Annotated in this window: 17 protein-coding genes; 8 read left to right on the forward strand and 9 right to left on the reverse strand. The window is 67.3% G+C overall.

The window, feature by feature from the left end:
- Window positions 1–90 precede the first annotated feature (90 nt).
- Window positions 91–1,374, forward strand: a complete 1,284-nt coding sequence (locus ATJ93_RS06280; RefSeq protein WP_281271533.1) for an Nramp family divalent metal transporter — start codon at window positions 91–93, stop codon at window positions 1,372–1,374.
- Between the two features lie 176 nt (window positions 1,375–1,550).
- Here ATJ93_RS06280 and hemA read toward each other — a convergent pair whose 3' ends face one another.
- The 4 genes from hemA to ATJ93_RS06300 all read right to left on the reverse strand — a co-directional run bounded on the left by hemA (window position 1,551) and on the right by ATJ93_RS06300 (window position 5,222).
- Window positions 1,551–2,891 (reverse strand): glutamyl-tRNA reductase, encoded by a 1,341-nt coding sequence (gene hemA, locus ATJ93_RS06285; protein WP_120243725.1) that lies wholly within the window; start codon window positions 2,889–2,891, stop codon window positions 1,551–1,553.
- A complete protein-coding gene (locus ATJ93_RS06290; protein WP_120243726.1) occupies window positions 2,888–3,547 on the reverse strand; it encodes a precorrin-2 dehydrogenase/sirohydrochlorin ferrochelatase family protein in 660 nt (219 codons plus the stop codon). The genes hemA and ATJ93_RS06290 overlap by 4 nt, the downstream gene beginning before the upstream one ends.
- Window positions 3,548–3,632: 85 nt before the next feature.
- Entirely contained in the window at window positions 3,633–4,631 is a 999-nt protein-coding gene (locus tag ATJ93_RS06295; RefSeq protein WP_120243727.1) for a transcription initiation factor IIB, read from the reverse strand.
- A gap of 183 nt (window positions 4,632–4,814) precedes the next feature.
- Complete coding sequence (locus ATJ93_RS06300; protein ID WP_120243728.1) at window positions 4,815–5,222, reverse strand: DUF5778 family protein; 408 nt, start codon at window positions 5,220–5,222, stop codon at window positions 4,815–4,817.
- Window positions 5,223–5,420: 198 nt separating this feature from the next.
- On the opposite strand from ATJ93_RS06300, the gene uppS reads away from it, so the two are divergent.
- Both uppS and ATJ93_RS06310 read left to right on the forward strand, forming a co-directional pair.
- Window positions 5,421–6,362, forward strand: coding sequence for a polyprenyl diphosphate synthase (gene uppS / locus ATJ93_RS06305; RefSeq protein ID WP_120243729.1), 942 nt, complete (start codon window positions 5,421–5,423; stop codon window positions 6,360–6,362).
- A 75-nt stretch (window positions 6,363–6,437) separates the two neighbouring features.
- Window positions 6,438–6,752 carry a hypothetical protein gene (locus ATJ93_RS06310; protein WP_120243730.1) on the forward strand — a complete coding sequence of 105 codons (315 nt, stop codon included), beginning with the start codon at window positions 6,438–6,440 and terminating at the stop codon, window positions 6,750–6,752.
- A gap of 31 nt (window positions 6,753–6,783) precedes the next feature.
- On the opposite strand, the gene ATJ93_RS06315 is transcribed toward ATJ93_RS06310, so the two are convergent.
- Window positions 6,784–7,395, reverse strand: coding sequence for an undecaprenyl diphosphate synthase family protein (locus ATJ93_RS06315; RefSeq protein WP_120243731.1), 612 nt, complete (start codon window positions 7,393–7,395; stop codon window positions 6,784–6,786).
- Window positions 7,396–7,558: 163 nt separating this feature from the next.
- On the opposite strand from ATJ93_RS06315, the gene ATJ93_RS06320 reads away from it, so the two are divergent.
- Together ATJ93_RS06320 and ATJ93_RS06325 are read left to right on the forward strand one after the other, a co-directional pair.
- A complete protein-coding gene (locus tag ATJ93_RS06320) occupies window positions 7,559–8,902 on the forward strand; it encodes a DUF92 domain-containing protein (RefSeq protein ID WP_120243732.1) in 1,344 nt (447 codons plus the stop codon).
- 81 nt (window positions 8,903–8,983) lie between these two features.
- Window positions 8,984–10,042, forward strand: coding sequence for a hypothetical protein (locus ATJ93_RS06325; protein ID WP_120243733.1), 1,059 nt, complete (start codon window positions 8,984–8,986; stop codon window positions 10,040–10,042).
- Here the strand turns inward: ATJ93_RS06325 and ATJ93_RS06330 are convergent.
- From ATJ93_RS06330 to ATJ93_RS06340, 3 genes are all read right to left on the reverse strand, one after another.
- The gene (locus tag ATJ93_RS06330) at window positions 10,025–10,318 is read right to left on the reverse strand and encodes a hypothetical protein (RefSeq protein ID WP_147376633.1); all 294 of its coding nucleotides are present in this window, start codon (window positions 10,316–10,318) and stop codon (window positions 10,025–10,027) included. The two genes, ATJ93_RS06325 and ATJ93_RS06330, sit on opposite strands and share 18 nt — an antisense overlap.
- 178 nt (window positions 10,319–10,496) lie before the next feature.
- The gene (gene dnaG, locus ATJ93_RS06335) at window positions 10,497–12,041 is read right to left on the reverse strand and encodes a DNA primase DnaG (protein ID WP_120243735.1); all 1,545 of its coding nucleotides are present in this window, start codon (window positions 12,039–12,041) and stop codon (window positions 10,497–10,499) included.
- A 111-nt stretch (window positions 12,042–12,152) separates the two neighbouring features.
- Window positions 12,153–13,067 carry an ArsR/SmtB family transcription factor gene (locus ATJ93_RS06340; RefSeq protein ID WP_120243736.1) on the reverse strand — a complete coding sequence of 305 codons (915 nt, stop codon included), beginning with the start codon at window positions 13,065–13,067 and terminating at the stop codon, window positions 12,153–12,155.
- Between the two features lie 214 nt (window positions 13,068–13,281).
- Here ATJ93_RS06340 and ATJ93_RS06345 point away from each other — a divergent pair, with 214 nt between their 5' ends.
- The 3 genes from ATJ93_RS06345 to ATJ93_RS06355 all read left to right on the forward strand — a co-directional run bounded on the left by ATJ93_RS06345 (window position 13,282) and on the right by ATJ93_RS06355 (window position 15,828).
- Window positions 13,282–13,548, forward strand: coding sequence for a DUF3311 domain-containing protein (locus tag ATJ93_RS06345; RefSeq protein ID WP_120243737.1), 267 nt, complete (start codon window positions 13,282–13,284; stop codon window positions 13,546–13,548).
- Entirely contained in the window at window positions 13,545–15,110 is a 1,566-nt protein-coding gene (locus ATJ93_RS06350) for a sodium:solute symporter family protein (RefSeq protein WP_120243738.1), read from the forward strand. Before ATJ93_RS06345 ends, ATJ93_RS06350 begins: the two co-directional genes overlap by 4 nt.
- Window positions 15,111–15,186: 76 nt before the next feature.
- Window positions 15,187–15,828, forward strand: a complete 642-nt coding sequence (locus tag ATJ93_RS06355; RefSeq protein ID WP_120243739.1) for a hypothetical protein — start codon at window positions 15,187–15,189, stop codon at window positions 15,826–15,828.
- Here ATJ93_RS06355 and ATJ93_RS06360 read toward each other — a convergent pair.
- Window positions 15,825–17,090: an aminoacyl--tRNA ligase-related protein gene (locus ATJ93_RS06360; protein WP_120243740.1), complete on the reverse strand. Its 1,266-nt coding sequence runs from the start codon at window positions 17,088–17,090 to the stop codon at window positions 15,825–15,827. The genes ATJ93_RS06355 and ATJ93_RS06360 overlap by 4 nt on opposite strands.
- Window positions 17,091–17,119 lie beyond the last annotated feature (29 nt).

A 17,119-nucleotide genomic window follows, 5' to 3' on the forward strand; every position in this document is an offset into this window, starting at 1 on the left:
ACATGCGACCGGTTGCGGTGCGGTACGGTTCGCTGTACAGTGACGTAATCGACGAGTCGCAACGAGCTGACCGAACGCTGACATACCGACATGGCAGTCAAAGATCAGTTCGACGAGCGGTTCGTTGGAGGGACAGTCCGCGAGATACCCGCCGTAATCCGAGAGTACGGCTTGGCGTTCGTGATGGTCGCCAGTTACTTCGGCTCCGGATCGGTCTATATCGCGAGCCAGGCCGGCGTGATGCACGGCTACGCGCTGCTGTGGGCCGTCGTCGGCGCGGCGCTTTTGGGCGTGATGGCCCAGGACATGAGCGCCCGCCTGGGCATCCACGGCACGTCGCTGATGACGTTCGTCCGGCGAAAGCTCGGCCGCGGCCCGGCCACCGCGATCGCCCTGTTCCTCTCGATCGGCTGCGTCGCGTGGACGCTCGGCCTCGTAGCCGCCGTCGGGGCCGGCGTCTCCTTCCTCACCGACGGGGCGATCGGCTGGCAGCCGATCGCGCTCGTCACGACCGCGGCCGCCGTGGCCGTCGGCCTGCTGAACTACCGGCGGGTCGAAACGATCATGATCGCGATGATGCTGTCGATGATGGTCGTCTACGCCGTCGTCGCGGTCCCGAGCGGTCCCGACATCGGCTCCCTCGCGCTCGGGTTCGTCCCGACGCCGGACAGCCTCGGCGCGCTCACGATGGCCGCCGGCCTGCTCGGCACGACCGCGCTGTGGCCCAACTTCTTCCTCGAATCGATCCTGGTCGAGCGGAAGGGCTGGACCGACGCGAGCGACCTGCCCGAGGCGCGCAAGGACCTCGCGGTCGGCTACGCCGTCGGCGGGATCACGACCGTCGCCATCCTGATCGTCTCGGCCGCCTTGCTGCGGCCGATGGGCTACACCGAACTCGAGACGTTCATCACGCCCGGTGAGGCCTTAGTCGAGGTGCTCGGAACGTGGGCCATGGTGCTGTTCGTCGTCGGCGTCATCGCCGCGGCGTTCAACAGCATCATCCCGATCATGTGGACGCCGGCGTACATCATCCCGGAGGCGATGGGGATCGACGTCGACCAGAACGACCGGCTGTTCAAGCTCCTGTTCGCCGCCGGGACCGCCACCGGCTTCGCATCGCCGCTGATCAGCGCCGCGCTGGATCTCTCGGTCGTGGACATGGTCATCCTGTTCCCGACCTACAACGGCATCTTCGGGCTCCCGCTCGCGGCGGCGCTTTTGTTCTGGGCGGTCAACGACCGCGAAACGATGGGTGAACACCGCAACTCCGGACTTGTGAACGCCGTCAACGCCGCGCTCGTCCTGCTCGCGCTCGTCCTCGCGGTCTTCGCGGTGCAGGACTTCCTCGACCTATTCTTCGGCGGCGGCTTCTGATCGACCGCCCCGTTGATTTCGTATTTCGTATTTTTTCGGCGCGTCTCGAGTCGGGCCCCCTCGCGCAGACGTACCTACCGGACGCGACTATCGGCCGGGCTCGAGACGGGCGAAAATCGAACTCGAATGCGAAACTGAAACCGAAATCGAACGACGACCGGCGAGAACAGCGGCACTCAGTCGTCGTCGGCCGTTCCGATCCGGAGATCGGAGCGCTCGGCGTTGGCCAGCAGCGACGGGGGCGTCGAGCCCTCGCCCTCGAAGTCGGGGTCGAACAACTGGAGCGCGGTGTTGATCGTGCTCCAGTCGTCCTCGGCGGCGGCCTGTCGCAGGCTCTTGGTCGGCGGCGCGAGCAACTGACTGACCAGCGCGTCGGCCATCGATTCGACGACCTCGCGTTGGGCCGGCGAGAGGTCGTCCTCGAGCCGCGAGAGGGCCGTCTCGAGTTCGCGCTCTTTCATCCGTTCGGCGGATTCGTACATCGCGGCGATGACCTCGTCGGCGCGGGCGCGCTTGTACTGGTCGCAGAGTAGTTCGTACTCCCGGTCGATCATCGCTTCGACCTCGCGGGCGGCGTCGGCCCGTTGCTCGCGGGTCGACTGGGTGATCGACTCGAGGTCGTCCAGGTCGTAGACGGCTACGGAGGAGAGGTCGGCAGCGGCCGGATCGACGTCCCGAGGTTGGCCGAGGTCGACGACGACGCGGTCGGTCTCCGTGCCGCCGTCGGTCTGGAGTTCCAGGTGGTGGGGTTCCACCACCGGCTCCTCGCTGCCGGTCGCCGCGACGACGACGTCGGCCTCGGGCGCGACCGTCTCGAGGGCTTCCAGCGGCACCGCCTCGAGCGCGGCGTCGACGTCGAGTTCCGCGGCGAGGTGGTCGGCGCGGGAAACGGTCCGGTTCGCGACGACCAGGTCGTCGACGCCCGCGTCCGCGAGGCTGCGGGCGGCGAGTTGGCCCATCTCGCCGGCGCCGACAACCAGCGCGGTCGCCCCCTCGAGGGCGATCTCCGCGGCGGCGAGTTTCGTCGCCGCGGAGCCGAGCGAGACGACGCCCTCGTTGATTTCGGTCTCCGTTCGGGCGCGCTCGCCGACGTGGATAGCTTTCGTGACGGCCGGCTCGAGCATCGAGCCGATGCCGCCGGCCTCGCGGGCGTCCTCGTAGGCTCCCCGAACCTGGCCGATGATCTGGTCCTCGCCGAGGACGACCGACTCGAGGCCGGCCGCGACCCGCAGCAGGTGCCGCAGGCTCTCGTCGTGGTCCGTGTGAACGATCGCGTCGTCGTCGGCCGGCGCGAAGAACTGCTCGAGTGCGGCCTGCCCGACCGCCGCGTCGGGACTGACGACGTAGGCTTCGACCCGGTTACACGTCGAGAGCACGTACGCCTCCTCGACGTCGGGAATGGAGCGGAGCTGCGAGACGGCGGCCGGCTGGCTGTCCGGACTCACAGCGGCGAGTTCGTCGACGGTCCCGCTCTCGTGGGTTACTCGCGCGGCCGACACGACTCCCGACGGAATCACGCACGCTCACCTCCGGATGGTGGTAGTTCGTCGCCGAGCACGTCCTCAATCACTTGACGAGTATTGGAATCGCCACTACGTAAAGCTGTCCAAACGTCCGGAGAATTGACGACATCCGTGACGATCTCGCGGCGCCGTTTCGGCGCGACGTCCTGCGATTTGAGCGCCGATCGTAGTTCATCGCAGAGTGCTGCCATCTCGCCGGCGCCGGCCAGCGTCTCCTCGAGTTCCTGGCGCAGATACTTGCTCAGTGCAGGCGCCGTCCCGCCGGTCGAGATCGAGACGACGACCGGGTCCTCGCGGACGGTCGCGGGAACGACGACGCTCCCCGCGTCGCGCTCGCCGGCCCGATCCGCGCGATTGATGAGGATGCCCCGGTCTCGAGCCGCCGCCTCGAGGGCGTCGTTGACGGCCTCGTCGTCCGTCGCGGCGACGACCAGCGCGGGGTCGGTGCGCTCGAGCCAGCCGTCGACCTCGTCGGGGTCGGGGGCGGCACGGATCAGGTCGACCTCACCGAACTCCCGGTCCGCGAAGTCGGGGCTCACCACGACGACCGCGGCTTCGCGGGCGAATCGGCGGGCCTTTCGCGCGCCGACGGGACCGCCGCCGACGACGAGGACCGTTTCGTCGGTGAAATCGTGCAGGAGTGGGATCATCGAACGAGGGATTGTCGACCGTCGGGCGGTGGTCGTCTTTAGTGTTCGCATTCGGACGCCTTCTCGACGACGACCGAGTCTCGACCTAGCACTCGGCGTGTGGCCCGTACGCGTCGAGCAACTCCTGGTACCGGTTCCGGATCGTGAACTCGCTGACGCCGGTCTGCTCGTCGATGGTCTTCTGGGTGACGTGTTCGTTCGTCAGGCGCGCCGCCGCGTAGATCGCTGACGCCGCCAGCCCCGCCGGGCTCTTTCCGACGTGAATACCCGCTTCCTTGGCCGTCTCGAGGATCTCGCGGGCGACGTGTTCGGCCTCGTCGCTGATCGACAGCGCCGACGCGAACTGCCCGAGGTACTGCAGCGGATCGGCGGGGGCGATCTCGAGGCCGAGTTCCCGCGAGAGGTAGCGGTAGGCGCGTTGGACCCGCGCGATCTCGACGCGGCTGACCGACTCGAAGGTGGGCCACGTCCGGGGCGTTCCGTGCTGGCGGGCCGCCGCGTAGAGGCAGGCGGTCGCCATCGCCTCGATGGAGCGGCCGGGCAGTAGTTCCTCGTCGACGGCGCGACGATAGAGCACGGCAGCGGTCTCGCGACACGGCTCCGGCAGGTCCAGCGCCGACGCCATGCGCTCGAGTTCGCCGAAGGCGTGTTTCAGGTTCCGCTCCTGGGCGGTTTTGGCGGTAAACCGCTCGTTCCACGTCCGGAGGCGCCGGAGCTGTGATCGCTTCCGCGCGGAGAGTTCGTTGCCGTAGGCGTCCTTGTTTTGCCAGCCGATCGTCGTACTGAGTCCCCTGTCGTGTCGCCGCTCGGTGAGCGGTGCGCCGACCCGGCGTCGCTCGTCGGCGTCCTCGTCGTCGCCGGCCCGCCACTCGGGCCCGTAGTCGAGTTCGTCGTCGTCGAGCACCAGCCCGCACTCCGCACACGCGCGTTCGCCGTGTTCGGCGTCGTGGACGATCCGACCGCTACACTCCGGACACGTTGCTCGAACCGACGCGTCGGCCGATTCGGTCTCGCCGGTCGAGACGTCGGACGCTACTTCCTGCGGCTGTCGACCGTCGGTCGCAGTGGCGATCTGTTGAGTCATGGGTAGTGCGCAGGGACCGTCGAGCGGCGCTGCTAGTCAACGGTTGCCAGAGTAACCCTATGTACGACGGGTGGATTCCCAGTCCGTGAGAACCGGCTGCCGATACTTGATTACCGAGCCGTAATCGGTGTGGATACTGGCTCGAGCGGGACGGATCGTGACTGCGAGACGGTCGCTCCGTCGCTACTCCGAGCCCTCGACGCCGGTCACGTCGTATCCCAGCTCGCGGATGTCCTCGAGGATCGCCTCGTGGTCGGCGCTGGCCTCGTAGTAGATGACGATGTCGAAGCTCCCCTCGCGCAGCAGCTGCTGGCACTCCCAGACGAACTCCTCGTCCTCTAAGGTCAGCCCCTGGTGCTGGTTCGAGGAGAAATCGGGGTCGTCGTTGCCCGAGTAGACGTAGCAGTCTTTCGGGTCGTAGCCGGCGTGTTCGGCGACGATGTCGCCGATGTCGATCGTCGCCTGCATCATCTGGACGTCCGCCTGTCCGTCGTAGTCGGTGTGGACGACCGCGGCGTTCAGTTCGATGTCGCCGGGCTCGAGCAGTGCCTTGGTACGCTGGTAGAGGTCGTCGTCGATCGCGTCAGCCATTAGCCGCACCGAGACTCGCCGGACAGATAGCCGTCACGATTCCGCCGAGCCGTGAGCGGGTCGTTTGACGGGTCTTTTCGGACGGTTCGATCGACCGTGATGCGGTACCATCCGACAGGAAATCTCAGCGGACGGACCCGTTTCCCGTCGTGGAGTAACACACAAGACACATAGTCATTGGTCCCTTCAAATCAACCGATGAAGCGGTGGCTCCGTCAGCGCGTCGACGCGGCCTACGAGCGACTGCTGACCAGAGAGATCTCCGGTGCGCCGACCCACATCGCGGTGATTCAGGACGGGAATCGACGATACGCTCGGCAAAACGGCGACGAGCCCCACGAGGGCCACCGTGCGGGCGCCGAGACGACCGAACAGGTCCTCGAGTGGTGTCAGGAGATCGGCGTCGAGGAACTGACGCTCTACACGTTCTCGACGGAGAACTTCGATCGACCGGCCGAGCAGAAGGAGGCGCTGTTCGATCTCCTCTGTGAAAAGCTGCGGGAGTTCGCCGACGCCGACCGCGTCCACGAGAACGAGGTCAGCATCCGCGCGATCGGCGAAATCGACATGCTTCCCGAACGAGTCCAAGACGCCGTCGACTACGCCGAACGGCGCACCGGCGACTACGATCGATTCGTCCTCAACATCGCGCTCGCCTACGGCGGCCGGTCGCGACTGCTCGAGGCCGCCCGCGGCGTCGCCCGCGACGTCGACGCCGGCGAACTCGAGCCCGAGGAGATCGACGTCGAGACGATCGAGCGGCGGCTGTACGACCGGCCGGTTCGCGACGTCGATCTGATCATTCGACCCGCCGGCGAAGAGCGGACCTCGAACTTCCTGCCCTGGCACGCCAACGGCAACGAGGCGGCCGTCTTCTTCTGTACGCCCTACTGGCCGGAGTTCTCGAAGGCCGACTTCCTCCGCGGGATTCGGACCTACGAACACCGCAAGGAATCGTGGCGGCGGACCCGCGCCCGGCGGGCGCTGGCCCTGCTCGGCGCGGTTAGCGAGGCGGAGCTCACCGAAGCCCGATCGATCGTCGAGCGGTTCCGCGACTCGCTACCGACGAGCGAACGCCCGACGGAGGACGAACTCGCCGTCGGCGAGGACCTCGAGGGGAACGAGCCCGTCGCCGACTGACGACGGTCGCCGGAATCCGTCCCGACTCAAACCTCGACCCCGACTACTTTGTCAATCGCCGAACCACATCCGGTAATGGATCCCTCCACACTGTTCACGCCGTCACAACTTGATCGCGCAACGCAAGCGTACGAGGACGTCGTCATCTACGACGGAACGGGCGAAGACGACGTGCTCTACGAGGGCCCCGTGCTGATCCACCCGAACGGCTGGCTCGAGCTCGAGGGCGATCGATTGCTCTCGCCCAGCGCAGTTCACCACATCGACATCTACGACGACGTCGATATCGACGAGGCGGCCGACGAACAGGATGCCCGACAGCGAGAGCCAACCGGTTGGGACGACGACTGGGGACGCGACGACTTCGGATCGGACCGAGATACCTGGTAGCCGACGCCGCCAACCGAATGAAGGGGCGAGATCAGCGACCGAACCGCCGCGACCGGTTGCAGAACTCCCGCACCGCCCGCAGGAAGTCTCGCTCGCGGAAGTCCCGCCAGTTGATGTCGGTGAAGTACAGCTCCGAGTAGACCGACTGCCAGATCATGAAATCCGAGAGCCGCTCGGCGCCGGTCTTGATGACGAGGTCGGGTTCCGACGGAAAGACGAGGTGTTCCTCGACCCGTTCGTCGTCGATCTCCGCGGGCTCGAGTTCGCCGGCGTCGACGCTCTCGGCGAGCGTCTGGACGGCGCTCGTGAACTCGTGTTTCCCGCCGAGGCCGATCCCGATCTGGATCGGCGCGTCCGCCGGCGTCCGATCTTCGGGCCCGCGGACCGCGACCTCGCGGCCGCCCGGGCCGTCGATCGCCTCGAGTTCGCGCCGCAGCGTCGGGATGGCGTCGGCGTCGAGGACGCTCACGTAGACCGTCACCCGCGAGGCGTACGCGAACGCCCACTCGAAGAAGTCGGTGAGCGTCTCGTAGGCGCCCTCCTCGAGGAGGTCGCGCTCGGTGATGACGAGGGCGACGTGCTCGGGCGGGGCGGCCTCGTGGCGGCGGATTCGGAGGGCGAGGTACCGTTCGTACAGTCCCACGCCTCCCGGTTTCCGGTCCGGTACTATACCGGTTACGGGTTCGCTCGCATCGTGACGGGATTCGAAGGTCACGGTTCCCGCGAGACCTACTGACACGGTCGAAACGTCCGCTGCGGCGAGTTCGGGAACCTTCAAGTAAACCCGACAGAAAGACACCGATATCGTGACAGCACCCGTCCGGCGAGCCGGCGTCTTCGCGGCGCTGTGTACGCTCGCGCTCGTCGTTCCGCTCTTCGGTCCGCAGGTCGCAGCGGTGGTCGCTGCGGTCGTCCTCCTGGGGTCCGCCGTCATCACCGACGGCCCGCTGTTCGATCTCCTCGCCTATCCGGGCGACTACGAGGACGGCCGCCTCTACGGTCTCATCACGTTCGTTTTAGCGATCGTCGCACTCGGACTGATCAGCGTGCGCGCGTCGCTGCCGACCGAAGTCTTCGTCGGCACCGCCGTCCTCGTCGGCTACGGGAACCTCGGCGAGCAACTCGCTCGCCTGCGCACCGACCACGACGTCGCCCGCGTGACGGTCTTCGCAGCCGTCGCGACGGTCGCCGCAGTCGTCGGGCAGGTCGCGACGGCCGTCATCGACGGCACGGCGCTTGGCCCGTCGCTCGAGTCGGCGCTGCCGACGATGGTCTTCCTCGCAGCCACCGGCGCCCTGCTCGCGGCCCTGCTTCGGGACATGCTCCTGCTGTACGACGATCCCGTCGTCATGCTCTCGGTCGGCTTCCTGCTGTGGCTGCTCGCGGAACTCGAGCCGGCGCTGGGGACGGTCGAGATCGCGGCTGCGCTGGCGGTGACCGTCGGATTCGGCTACCTCGCGTACGCGCTCGAGACGGCCTCCGTCGCGGGGATGCTCACCGGCGTCCTCCTCTGTCTGCTGACGATCGTCCTGGGCGGGTACGGCTGGTTCGTCGTCCTCGTCTCGTTCTTCGGGATCGGCGGCCTGTCGACGAAGTTCCGCTACGACCGCAAGGAGCAACTCGGCGTCGCCGAAGACAACGACGGCGCGCGCGGCAGCGGGAACGTCCTCGGCAACGCCGCGGTCGCGATCGCCGCCGTCCTCGGTTACGCCGCCAGTTCGGCGTCGCTGCTGCCCGGCGAACTCGAGCCCGGCGTCTTCCTGTTCGCGTTCGCCGGCTCGGTCGCGACCGCGATGAGCGACACCCTCTCGAGCGAGATCGGCAGCGTCTTCGAGACGCCGCGGCTGATCACGACGCTCGAGCCGGTCGAACCCGGCACGGACGGCGGCGTCACTTGGCAGGGCGAGCTCGCCGGCCTCGCGGGCGCGGCCGTCGTCGCCGGCATCTCCTACGTCCTCTTCCCCGAAGTCGGGGTCGCCGGCGCGGCGATCATCGTCGCCGCCGGCTTCGTCGGCATGACCGTCGACAGCCTGCTCGGGGCGACCCTCGAGGGCTCGTTCCTCGGCAATCAGGGCGTGAACTTCCTCGCGACGCTGTCCGGCGCGCTCGTCTGTGCGCTGCTGGTGCTCTCGTTTGCCGTCTTCGGCTGAGCCACCCGAGTCGTCGCAACTCGTTTTCCCGTTCGGAAAACGCCGAACCCCGTTTTTATAGCGTCCCCGTGGAGACCGCGTATGGACTCGAGACGATCGCTGCTTCGGACGGTGACCGGCCTGGTCACCGGCGGAGCGGCAGTATTCGGCACCGCAGAGAGTGCAGCCGCCCGCTCCGGCGATACGGCTACCGCACGATCCGAGACCCGAAACCGCGGCGCGGCGACGGTGACCCTCGAGGCGAATCGAACCGCGATCCGCTCGGCGGGACGACCGGAGATGCTCACACCCGTCGTTGAGACGCTCGAGCGACGATTCGACGGAGTCTCGCTCGCGGATTTCGCGTCGGCTACCGGCACCGGTCACATCGCGGGCGGCGACCTCGTCGCCGGGACGGTCGTCGCGAACGGATCGATCGACGCCGATGCCGTCCGATCATCCCTGCGACGACGCGGGTTCGCCGCGGTCGGAGACCGAAACGGCGTCGACCGGTACGCGACGCCTGACGGTCCGTTCGCCGTCGGTGTGGCCGACTCGAGGCTCGTCGTCGGATACGACGGGCGGCAAACTGGAGGGCCGAGTGCAGGGCGGACGGACGGACGGTCGCTGCACGCGAACGGACTGGCCCGCGTCGATACCGTCGTTCAGCGGTCGAACCGGGCCGCAGCCGTTCGCGGGCCCGCGTCGGCCAGCAGCGGTTCGCCCGCGACCGCCGCCAGAACGGTACTCGAGGACGGGAGCGAAAACGGCGATCTAACCGTAACCGCAGCCCCCGACGCCGGGACGCGAGCGCAGATTCGATCGGTGCTCGCCGACGGCCGTCGGTCCCGGTCGCTCGCACCGATCCTCGAGCACACGGCGTCGCTTGGCGTCTCCGTTTCAGTCGAGCCAGATGAGAACGGCTGGAGCGAGCTCACGTACGGACTCGTCGGCGATGAAGAGCTATCGGTTACGACAGTCCGCGAGGGACTCGAGGGCCTCGCAACCGATGCCGACGGGATCGGGTCGGTCCACGTCGAGCAGCGCGGGCCGGGTATCGCCGTTAACTGCGATGTCGCGACCGGGGCCCTGCTCGAGGCGCAGTTGGCCGCGGTCGGCCTCGAAGGAGCGTTCGACGGACACTCAATCGTCGGCCGGTGAGTGGATGCCGGAGGACGGTTCCGGCTCCTGATTCGGGTCCGAGACCTGGTCACTCGTCGTCCCGCTACTCGAGTCGTACCGGTCGGCGTCTGCTCGAGCGGCCCCGTCGCACTCGGCAGTCGCGGGGTCGGGTTCTGGCTCGATCTCGGGCTCGGGAACCCTGACAGCGTCGCCGTCCGAACGCAGTTGCGCGTACCCCGTCTCGTTCGTCACGAAAAAGACCATGAGCACCCAGATACCGAGGAGTGCGAGTGCGGCGGCCGGTGGTGGGCTCATTATCGCACCTTCCCGTGGACCGTATATCAATATCCCGGCCTACGGGCGCTCTGCGCAACGATTACACACGGCAGGACGGAAAATAGGGCGAATATGTGCGGTGTCCTGTTCCGGTGCGATCCGGTTCCGGTTCTACTCGATCAGCCTCGAGATTTCGGTTCAACCAACCGACGGTATGTCAGCTGCCGTTCGGCGGTTCTTCGGCCACGCCCTCGATCGCGTGGATCTGAACGTCCGTCGGTCGCTTCGTGAACTGTCCCAGCGCGTCCGCGACGATCCGCTCGACGCCGCGGTCGGCCGCCAGATCGAGCAGTCGTTGAGAAAGAATCCCGTCCAGAACGACCGTCGACGGGACCGTCTCGAGGGCCTCGAGGGCGTCGTAGGCCTCGCCGGCGTCGGCGTCGTCGATCGCTTCGCCGTTCGCATCGAGGAATCGAACGCGATCGGAGTCTCCCCGGATGACGTCGGTGGCGTGCTCGTAGACGGTCGTCGGCTCGGGTTCGGTCGCGTCCGCGTCGTCCGCACGGGGCTCGGCCGCAGCCCCGGCGTCTGTCCCGGTGTCCGCCGCTGACTCGGCGCTCTCGGTTCCGGAGCTCGGTTCGCTGTCGTTCGCGGGTGCGGGCCGCATCTCATCCTCGAGATCGGCGCTAGTGCTCGAGTCCGATGCCGATCGCGTACTGCCTGCGGCGTTCGACTCGAGCGACTGCGTCGGATCGGTTCCCGCCGACTCGTACTCGCGGGGTGATCGCGTCCCGTCGATCGCCGGCGAGCGCGGGAGGGCGTCGCTCGCAGTCGAGTCGGTGCCCGCGCCGCTGCCGTTCGTCTCGTCGGTCGTGTCGGACGTCTCGGTCGCGTCCGGAGCCGGCGCGGGCGTCGTACTCCCGTCGGTCGCGGCGACGGCTTCACGGGGCTCGTTCAGTCCCGAAACCGTCTCGTAGGGAACCTTGTTCCGCAGCGCGGCGAACAGTTGGTGGTGGTCGAGTTCCTCGACCGACTCTCCGGCCGGGGCGAAGGCGACGTAGTCGATGTCGCCGACCTGCGAGAGTTCCTCGAGGATGAGGTCGCCGCCGCGGTCGCCGTCGAGGAAGGCGGTGACGGTCCGGTGACGGGTGAGTTCGGCGACGGCATCGGGGACGTTCGTCCCCTCGACCGCGATGGCGTTCTTGACCCCGTACTTGAGGAGGGTGAGGACGTCTGCGCGGCCCTCGACGACGATGATCGCGTCGCTCTCGGCGACCCGCGGGCCGGCGGGCAGACCCTCGTACTCGGTGATATCCTCGACGCGGACGTGCTGGCGGACCTCCGCGAGGATCTCCTCGGAGCTCATCACGCTGTCGTCGAAGGCCGTGTGCAGCAGCTCCTTCGCGCGGTCGACGACCTCCTTGCGCTTCGCGGCCCGGACGTCCTCGATCTCGGTCACCTCGAGATCGGCGCGGCAGGGACCGATCCGGGTGATCGTCTCGAGGGCGGCGGCCAGCGTCGCGGTTTCGACCTTGTCGAGGCTGGTCGCGATGGTGAGGTGGCCGTGTGACTGGCCGGCGGTACTGGCTATTTCGACGTCGATACGACCGACTTTCTGCGACTGGCGGAGATCGCGGAGATCGAGTTCGTCGCCGAGCAGGCCTTCGGTCTGCCCGAAGACGGCGCCGACGACGTCGCTCCGCTCGACGACCCCGTCAGCCGTGACGTCCGCGTGAATGAGGTATTTCGACGTGTCTTCCATTGGAGATCTCTCCCCGGCGGGGGAGGCGGTGACGCGAGAGGCGTACAGAGACCGTTTATGACGAATGTGGGTCGTGACGGGCAAATAGCTGTTGACATCCGGAATGTCCGACTAGTACGCGGGCCGATACCAGTACCAGTAGAGCGTGACGGCGAGCAACACCGCGAGCCCGCCGAGGAAGAAGAGCAGTCCCGGCGGCACCGTCTGCAGGACGGCGTCGGCCGCTTCGGCCCCGCCGTCGGCCGCGTTCTCGAGCGTGCCGTCGCCGCCGTCCGGCGCGGCGTCGAACGTCTCGTTGATATCGGTCGCCGAATCGCCGCCCGCATCTGCGCCGTCCTCGGCGCCTGCGTCGGCGGTATCCGTCCCACCGTCTCCGTCTGCGGAGTCGGACGATTCCTCGGCGATCGACATGTCGTCTCCTCCCTCCTCGTCGCCGTCGCTGCTGTCTGCACTGTCGGCGCCGTTGCCTTCTGCTCCGTTGCCGTTACCGGATCGGTCGTCGGCTGCATCGTTCGATTCCGACACCGCGGCGCCGTTAGCGCCGCCGGCACCGCCGCCGTCGCCGGCTGATTCCGTCCGAGCCGCTCCGAACCACTCCGTCAGTCCGTACTGGACGAGGAGGCTCCCGCCGGCGAGCGCGCCGATACCGCCGATCAGCCGCGACAGCGCCGTCTTGAGTTGCGAGGCCGTCGACTCGTCGCTCGTGACGATCAACGGCCCGTCGGTCGTCGCGTAGACGCTCATCTCGTTGCCACGCGAGGAGTACCAGGTGTCGACGACCTCGACGAGGCCGGCCTCCTCTAAGTTCTCGAGGTGGTAGCGAACGTTCTGAATCGAGGAGTCGATGGCGTCGGCGACGTCGCTGGGCGTCCCCGGTTCCTCGTCGAGGCGTGCGTAGATCCGGCGAGCCGTCGTCGACGAAAGGGCGCTGAACACCGCGTCGGCGTCCTCCCCCTCGAGTTCGACGACGCGGGGTTGCCCCTCCTCTGGCGACGTTTCCGATCGGAAGGGGAACAGACGGGCCATTTGGGTCGGATAGCATTCTCTCTCCGACACTTATACTCCTTTTCCTACCTGAAAGGGATCTTTTAGCTACGCGGAATCGCTGGCGGGCACCGGGATGACGGCTGTCACTGCGACGGTTGACCGGGGATCGACGACGCGCAGGGCTGAAGAACGATTGTCTTCAATATTGGGTACCGAACGAAACAATTACCCACATCGACTACTGAGCGCCGATATGCGACGTCTCGAACTCGGCGGGTGGATCGTCGTTGGGGTTGTACTCTGTGCACTGGCGATTCCGTGGTTCCTCTGGGGCAACGACGCGACCGTCGCCGGACTGCCGCTGTGGCTCTGGTGGCACGTCGGCTGGATGGGTCTCGCGTCGCTGGTCTTCTGGTACTTCGCCCAGCGAGCGTGGGGGCTCGGCATCGAACCGCGCTCCGTAGAACGGGACGCGGAACCGAACGACGCGCGCTCGCCGTCGGGCGGTGATGCGCCGTGACGGCCTCGCTGCCGCTGCAACTCGGCATCATCGTCGGCTACCTCCTGCTGGCGCTGGCCGTCGGGCTGATCGCCTACCGACTCACGGATCGGACCGCCGAGGACTTCTACCTCGCGAGTCGGACGCTCGGCACCGTCGTCCTCCTCTTTACGACCTTCGCGACGCTGCTGTCGGCGTTCACCTTCTTCGCCGGCCCGAACGTCGCCTACGCGCAGGGTCCCGAGTGGATTCTCGTGATGGGCCTGATGGACGGGATCATCTTCGCGATCCTCTGGTACGTCATCGGCTACAAGCAGTGGCTGCTGGGCCAGCAGCGGGGCTACGTCACCCTCGGCGAGATGCTCGGCGAGCGCTTCGCTTCGAAACGACTCCGCGGTCTCGTCGCCGGCGTGAGTCTGCTGTGGCTGTTCCCCTACGTCATGCTCCAGCAGGTCGGCGCCGGGACGGCGCTCGAGGCGCTGACCGACGGCGCGGTCCCCTACGCGGCCGGTGCAGGGCTGATCACCGCGTTCATGATTCTCTACGTCGTCGTCGCCGGAATGCGCGGGATCGCCTGGACCGACACCCTGCAGGGCGCCTTCATGCTCGTCACGACCTGGGTCGCTCTGCTGTGGCTGCTGGCCGAAGTCGGCGGGCCCGGCGCCGCGACGGCGGCGCTGGCCTCGAGCGACGAAACTGCACAGTTCCTCTCGTTAGGCAGCGACTACTACACGCCCCGCTGGATGCTCTCGACGGCGATCACGATCGGGTTCGGCGTCGCGATGTTCCCGCAGGTGAACCAGCGGTTCTTCGCCGCGGGGTCGCGGACGGTGCTCAAACGATCGTTCGCGCTGTGGCCGATCCTCTGTGTTCTCCTCTTTGTTCCGTCGTTCATGCTCGGCGCGTGGGCGCGCGGGCTCGGCGTCTCGGTGCCGGAGGGCGGCAACGTCCTCCCCGCCGTGCTGTCCGAGTACACGCCGCTCTGGTTCGCTGCGCTCGTCATCGCCGGCGCGATGGCCGCGATGATGTCCTCCTCGGACTCGATGCTACTGTCGGGGTCGTCGTACTTCACGCGGGACCTCTACCGGCCGTTCGTCGACCGGAACCTCTCGGACCGCCGCGAGGACCTGCTGGCTCGCGCCGGCGTCGTCGTCTTCGCGACGGGTGCGTTCGTCGCGAGCCTGCTCAGTCCCGCGCCCCTGTTCGACATCGGCGACGCGGCCTTCAGCGGCTTCGCGCAGCTCGCCCTGCCCGTCCTCGTCGCGCTCTACTGGCGGCGGACGACCCGCACCGGCATCACCGCCGGCATCCTCGGCAGCCAGGCGTTCTACCTCGGGAACCTGTTCGTCGGCGCGATCGTCGGCGCGCTCGAGGCGCTCGCGGTCGTCCCGCTTCTCGGCGAGGTCACGCCCGCGCTGGTCGCCGTCGCCACGACGGTCTTCCAGGGGACCTACCTGGGCTGGACGGCCGGCCTCGTCGGCATGGCGCTCGGACTCGTCCTCACCGTGGGCGTCTCGCTGGTCACGACACCGGCGGCCGACGAGCGGCGGGCGATCTACTTCGACGGACTGCGGGCGGACTGACTACCCGCCCGGCACCGTTCGCAACCGGCGCCAGAGAGCAACACACCGAAAAGGACCGCCCGCGTACGCGAGTCCGATGACCGCAGACCTGCCGGCGTCGCTTTCCGACTCGTGGCGCCCCGCCGGAACCAAGACCGGCGAGTCGAGCGTGATGGTCGCGTCGATCACCGCCGAAACGACGCTGTACGAACCCCTCGAGCCGACCGAACTCGCCGATCTGGCCGCGAGCAAGATCCCCCTCCGCTCGCTGTTCGTCGTCGACCTGTCGGTCTCGCCGTCGCTGTCGACGATCGGCGTCTCCCCGTCGGCCGTGTTCGAGAAGGCCGCACCCAAGGCGAAGAACCAGTTCGTCGACACCGTCGAGGACGAGGGGCTGGTCGTCGAGGACACCCGCGATACCCTCGAGTTCGAGGGGCCGAACGGCGAAGCCGGCAAGTGGTACGTGCTCGACGTCAGCTATCCGCTCGAGGGAGCCAGCGAGTCGGCCGACGATACCGACGGCGACGACGGCCAGTCCGAGACCGACCGCATCGCCGCCGAAGCCAACGTCGCCGTCTGGCCGACCGACTCGAGTTTCGGCGTCGCCGGCGGCATCCTCCCGCTCGAGAACGGCGTCGCGGACGTCTCGGACGAAGCCGAGGCCGTCGCCCCGGATCGCGACCGGGACACGATCGCAGAATTGGTCGAGAGGATCGATCTCGAAGCCGAGAGCGACTAAGGCGCGGCCCGCTCGACGATGTCGGCCACAGCTTCGACGGGCGCGTATCGCGTCGTGCCATCGCGCGCCTCGAGTTCGATCTCGCCGGTCTCCCGATAGTGGTTCCCGAGGATCACCTTCCAGGGAACGCCGAGCAGATCGCTCTCGGCGAACCGTTCGCCGATCGTCTGCTCGGGGTCGTCAAACAGGAGCGTCTCATCCCGACCGCACGCGTCGTACAGGCGATCAGCTACGTCGCGGAGGTCGCCGTCGTACTCGAGGGGGACGATCGAAGTAACGAACGGCGCCACCCGATCATGTCTGCTACCGGGCCAGTAACACCCGTTTTCGTCGCCGTGCTGTTCGACGATCGCGTGGAGAAGTCGCTCGATACCGATGCCGTAGCTGCCCATCACCACGTCTCGTTCGCCGCCGTCGGCGTCGTCGACGGTCAGTCCCGCGGGTTCGGTATACCGCGTCCCAAGTTTAAACGCGTGGCCGATCTCGATTCCCTCACCAGCCGCAAGCCGGCCGCCGCACTCGGGACAGGGATCTCCGGCCGACAGGTCCGCGGTCGGCGACTCGTCAGTGACGCCAAATCGACAGTCTGCGGCCGTACACCGGTGAAGTACGCACGTTCCGGTGTCGGCGAGCGCGACGAACTCCTCGGAGTTCGATCCGCCCATAACGCTGTTCTCAGCGACAGTAATCGCGAACTCGAGGCCGAGCAAATCGAAGATCCGTACGTACGCTGCACGGACCCGGTCGTAGTAGGTCTCGAGCGAATCGTCTGTCGCGTGTAGGCTGTAGGCGTCTTTCATCGTGAATTCCTTCGTCCGAACGAGACCGTTTCGCGCGTGATCGTCGCGGTACTTTGATGTTACTTGGTACAGCAGGACGGGGAGATCCTCGTAAGAGCGGACGACCCCATCCACGAGGTGGACGACCCCCTCTTCGTGGGACGGTGCCAGACACAGGTGCTTCCCGTCCCGATTCTCGAGCGTGAACATCTCGTCATCGAAGTTCGCCCAGCGGCCGCTCCGTTTCCAGATCCCGCTGTCGTTCAGCGAGGGAAGCCTGACCCGTTGCCCGCCGATGGCGTTCATCTCGCGTGCAATGATCGAGATGATATTCTCTCGAACGCGCTGGCCGATAGGCGTGAAGCCGTAGAGGCCGCTACCGAACCGGCGGACGAGTCCCGCCCGCATCGTCAGTGCGACGGTCGCGTTCTCGTGACCGTCCGCCTCGCGGCTCGCGAATGGGAGCATCTCGCTACGTCGCATCGGACCACCCGTCACGACGGTTTCGACGG

The organism is Halopiger aswanensis, assembly GCF_003610195.1.
Classification (GTDB): domain Archaea; phylum Halobacteriota; class Halobacteria; order Halobacteriales; family Natrialbaceae; genus Halopiger; species Halopiger aswanensis.

What these genes read in the sequence shown, in the direction of transcription:
- ATJ93_RS06280 (WP_281271533.1), top strand. Translation starts at nt 91, where the DNA reads ATGGCAGTCAAAGATCAGTTCGACGAGCGGTTCGTTGGAGGGACAGTC.
- ATJ93_RS06290 (WP_120243726.1), bottom strand. Translation starts at nt 3,547, where the DNA reads ATGATCCCACTCCTGCACGATTTCACCGACGAAACGGTCCTCGTCGTC.
- ATJ93_RS06295 (WP_120243727.1), bottom strand. Translation starts at nt 4,631, where the DNA reads ATGACTCAACAGATCGCCACTGCGACCGACGGTCGACAGCCGCAGGAA.
- ATJ93_RS06300 (WP_120243728.1), bottom strand. Translation starts at nt 5,222, where the DNA reads ATGGCTGACGCGATCGACGACGACCTCTACCAGCGTACCAAGGCACTG.
- uppS (WP_120243729.1), top strand. Translation starts at nt 5,421, where the DNA reads ATGAAGCGGTGGCTCCGTCAGCGCGTCGACGCGGCCTACGAGCGACTG.
- ATJ93_RS06310 (WP_120243730.1), top strand. Translation starts at nt 6,438, where the DNA reads ATGGATCCCTCCACACTGTTCACGCCGTCACAACTTGATCGCGCAACG.
- ATJ93_RS06325 (WP_120243733.1), top strand. Translation starts at nt 8,984, where the DNA reads ATGGACTCGAGACGATCGCTGCTTCGGACGGTGACCGGCCTGGTCACC.
- ATJ93_RS06330 (WP_147376633.1), bottom strand. Translation starts at nt 10,318, where the DNA reads ATGAGCCCACCACCGGCCGCCGCACTCGCACTCCTCGGTATCTGGGTG.
- dnaG (WP_120243735.1), bottom strand. Translation starts at nt 12,041, where the DNA reads ATGGAAGACACGTCGAAATACCTCATTCACGCGGACGTCACGGCTGAC.
- ATJ93_RS06340 (WP_120243736.1), bottom strand. Translation starts at nt 13,067, where the DNA reads ATGGCCCGTCTGTTCCCCTTCCGATCGGAAACGTCGCCAGAGGAGGGG.
- ATJ93_RS06345 (WP_120243737.1), top strand. Translation starts at nt 13,282, where the DNA reads ATGCGACGTCTCGAACTCGGCGGGTGGATCGTCGTTGGGGTTGTACTC.
- ATJ93_RS06355 (WP_120243739.1), top strand. Translation starts at nt 15,187, where the DNA reads ATGACCGCAGACCTGCCGGCGTCGCTTTCCGACTCGTGGCGCCCCGCC.
- ATJ93_RS06360 (WP_120243740.1), bottom strand. Translation starts at nt 17,090, where the DNA reads ATGCGACGTAGCGAGATGCTCCCATTCGCGAGCCGCGAGGCGGACGGT.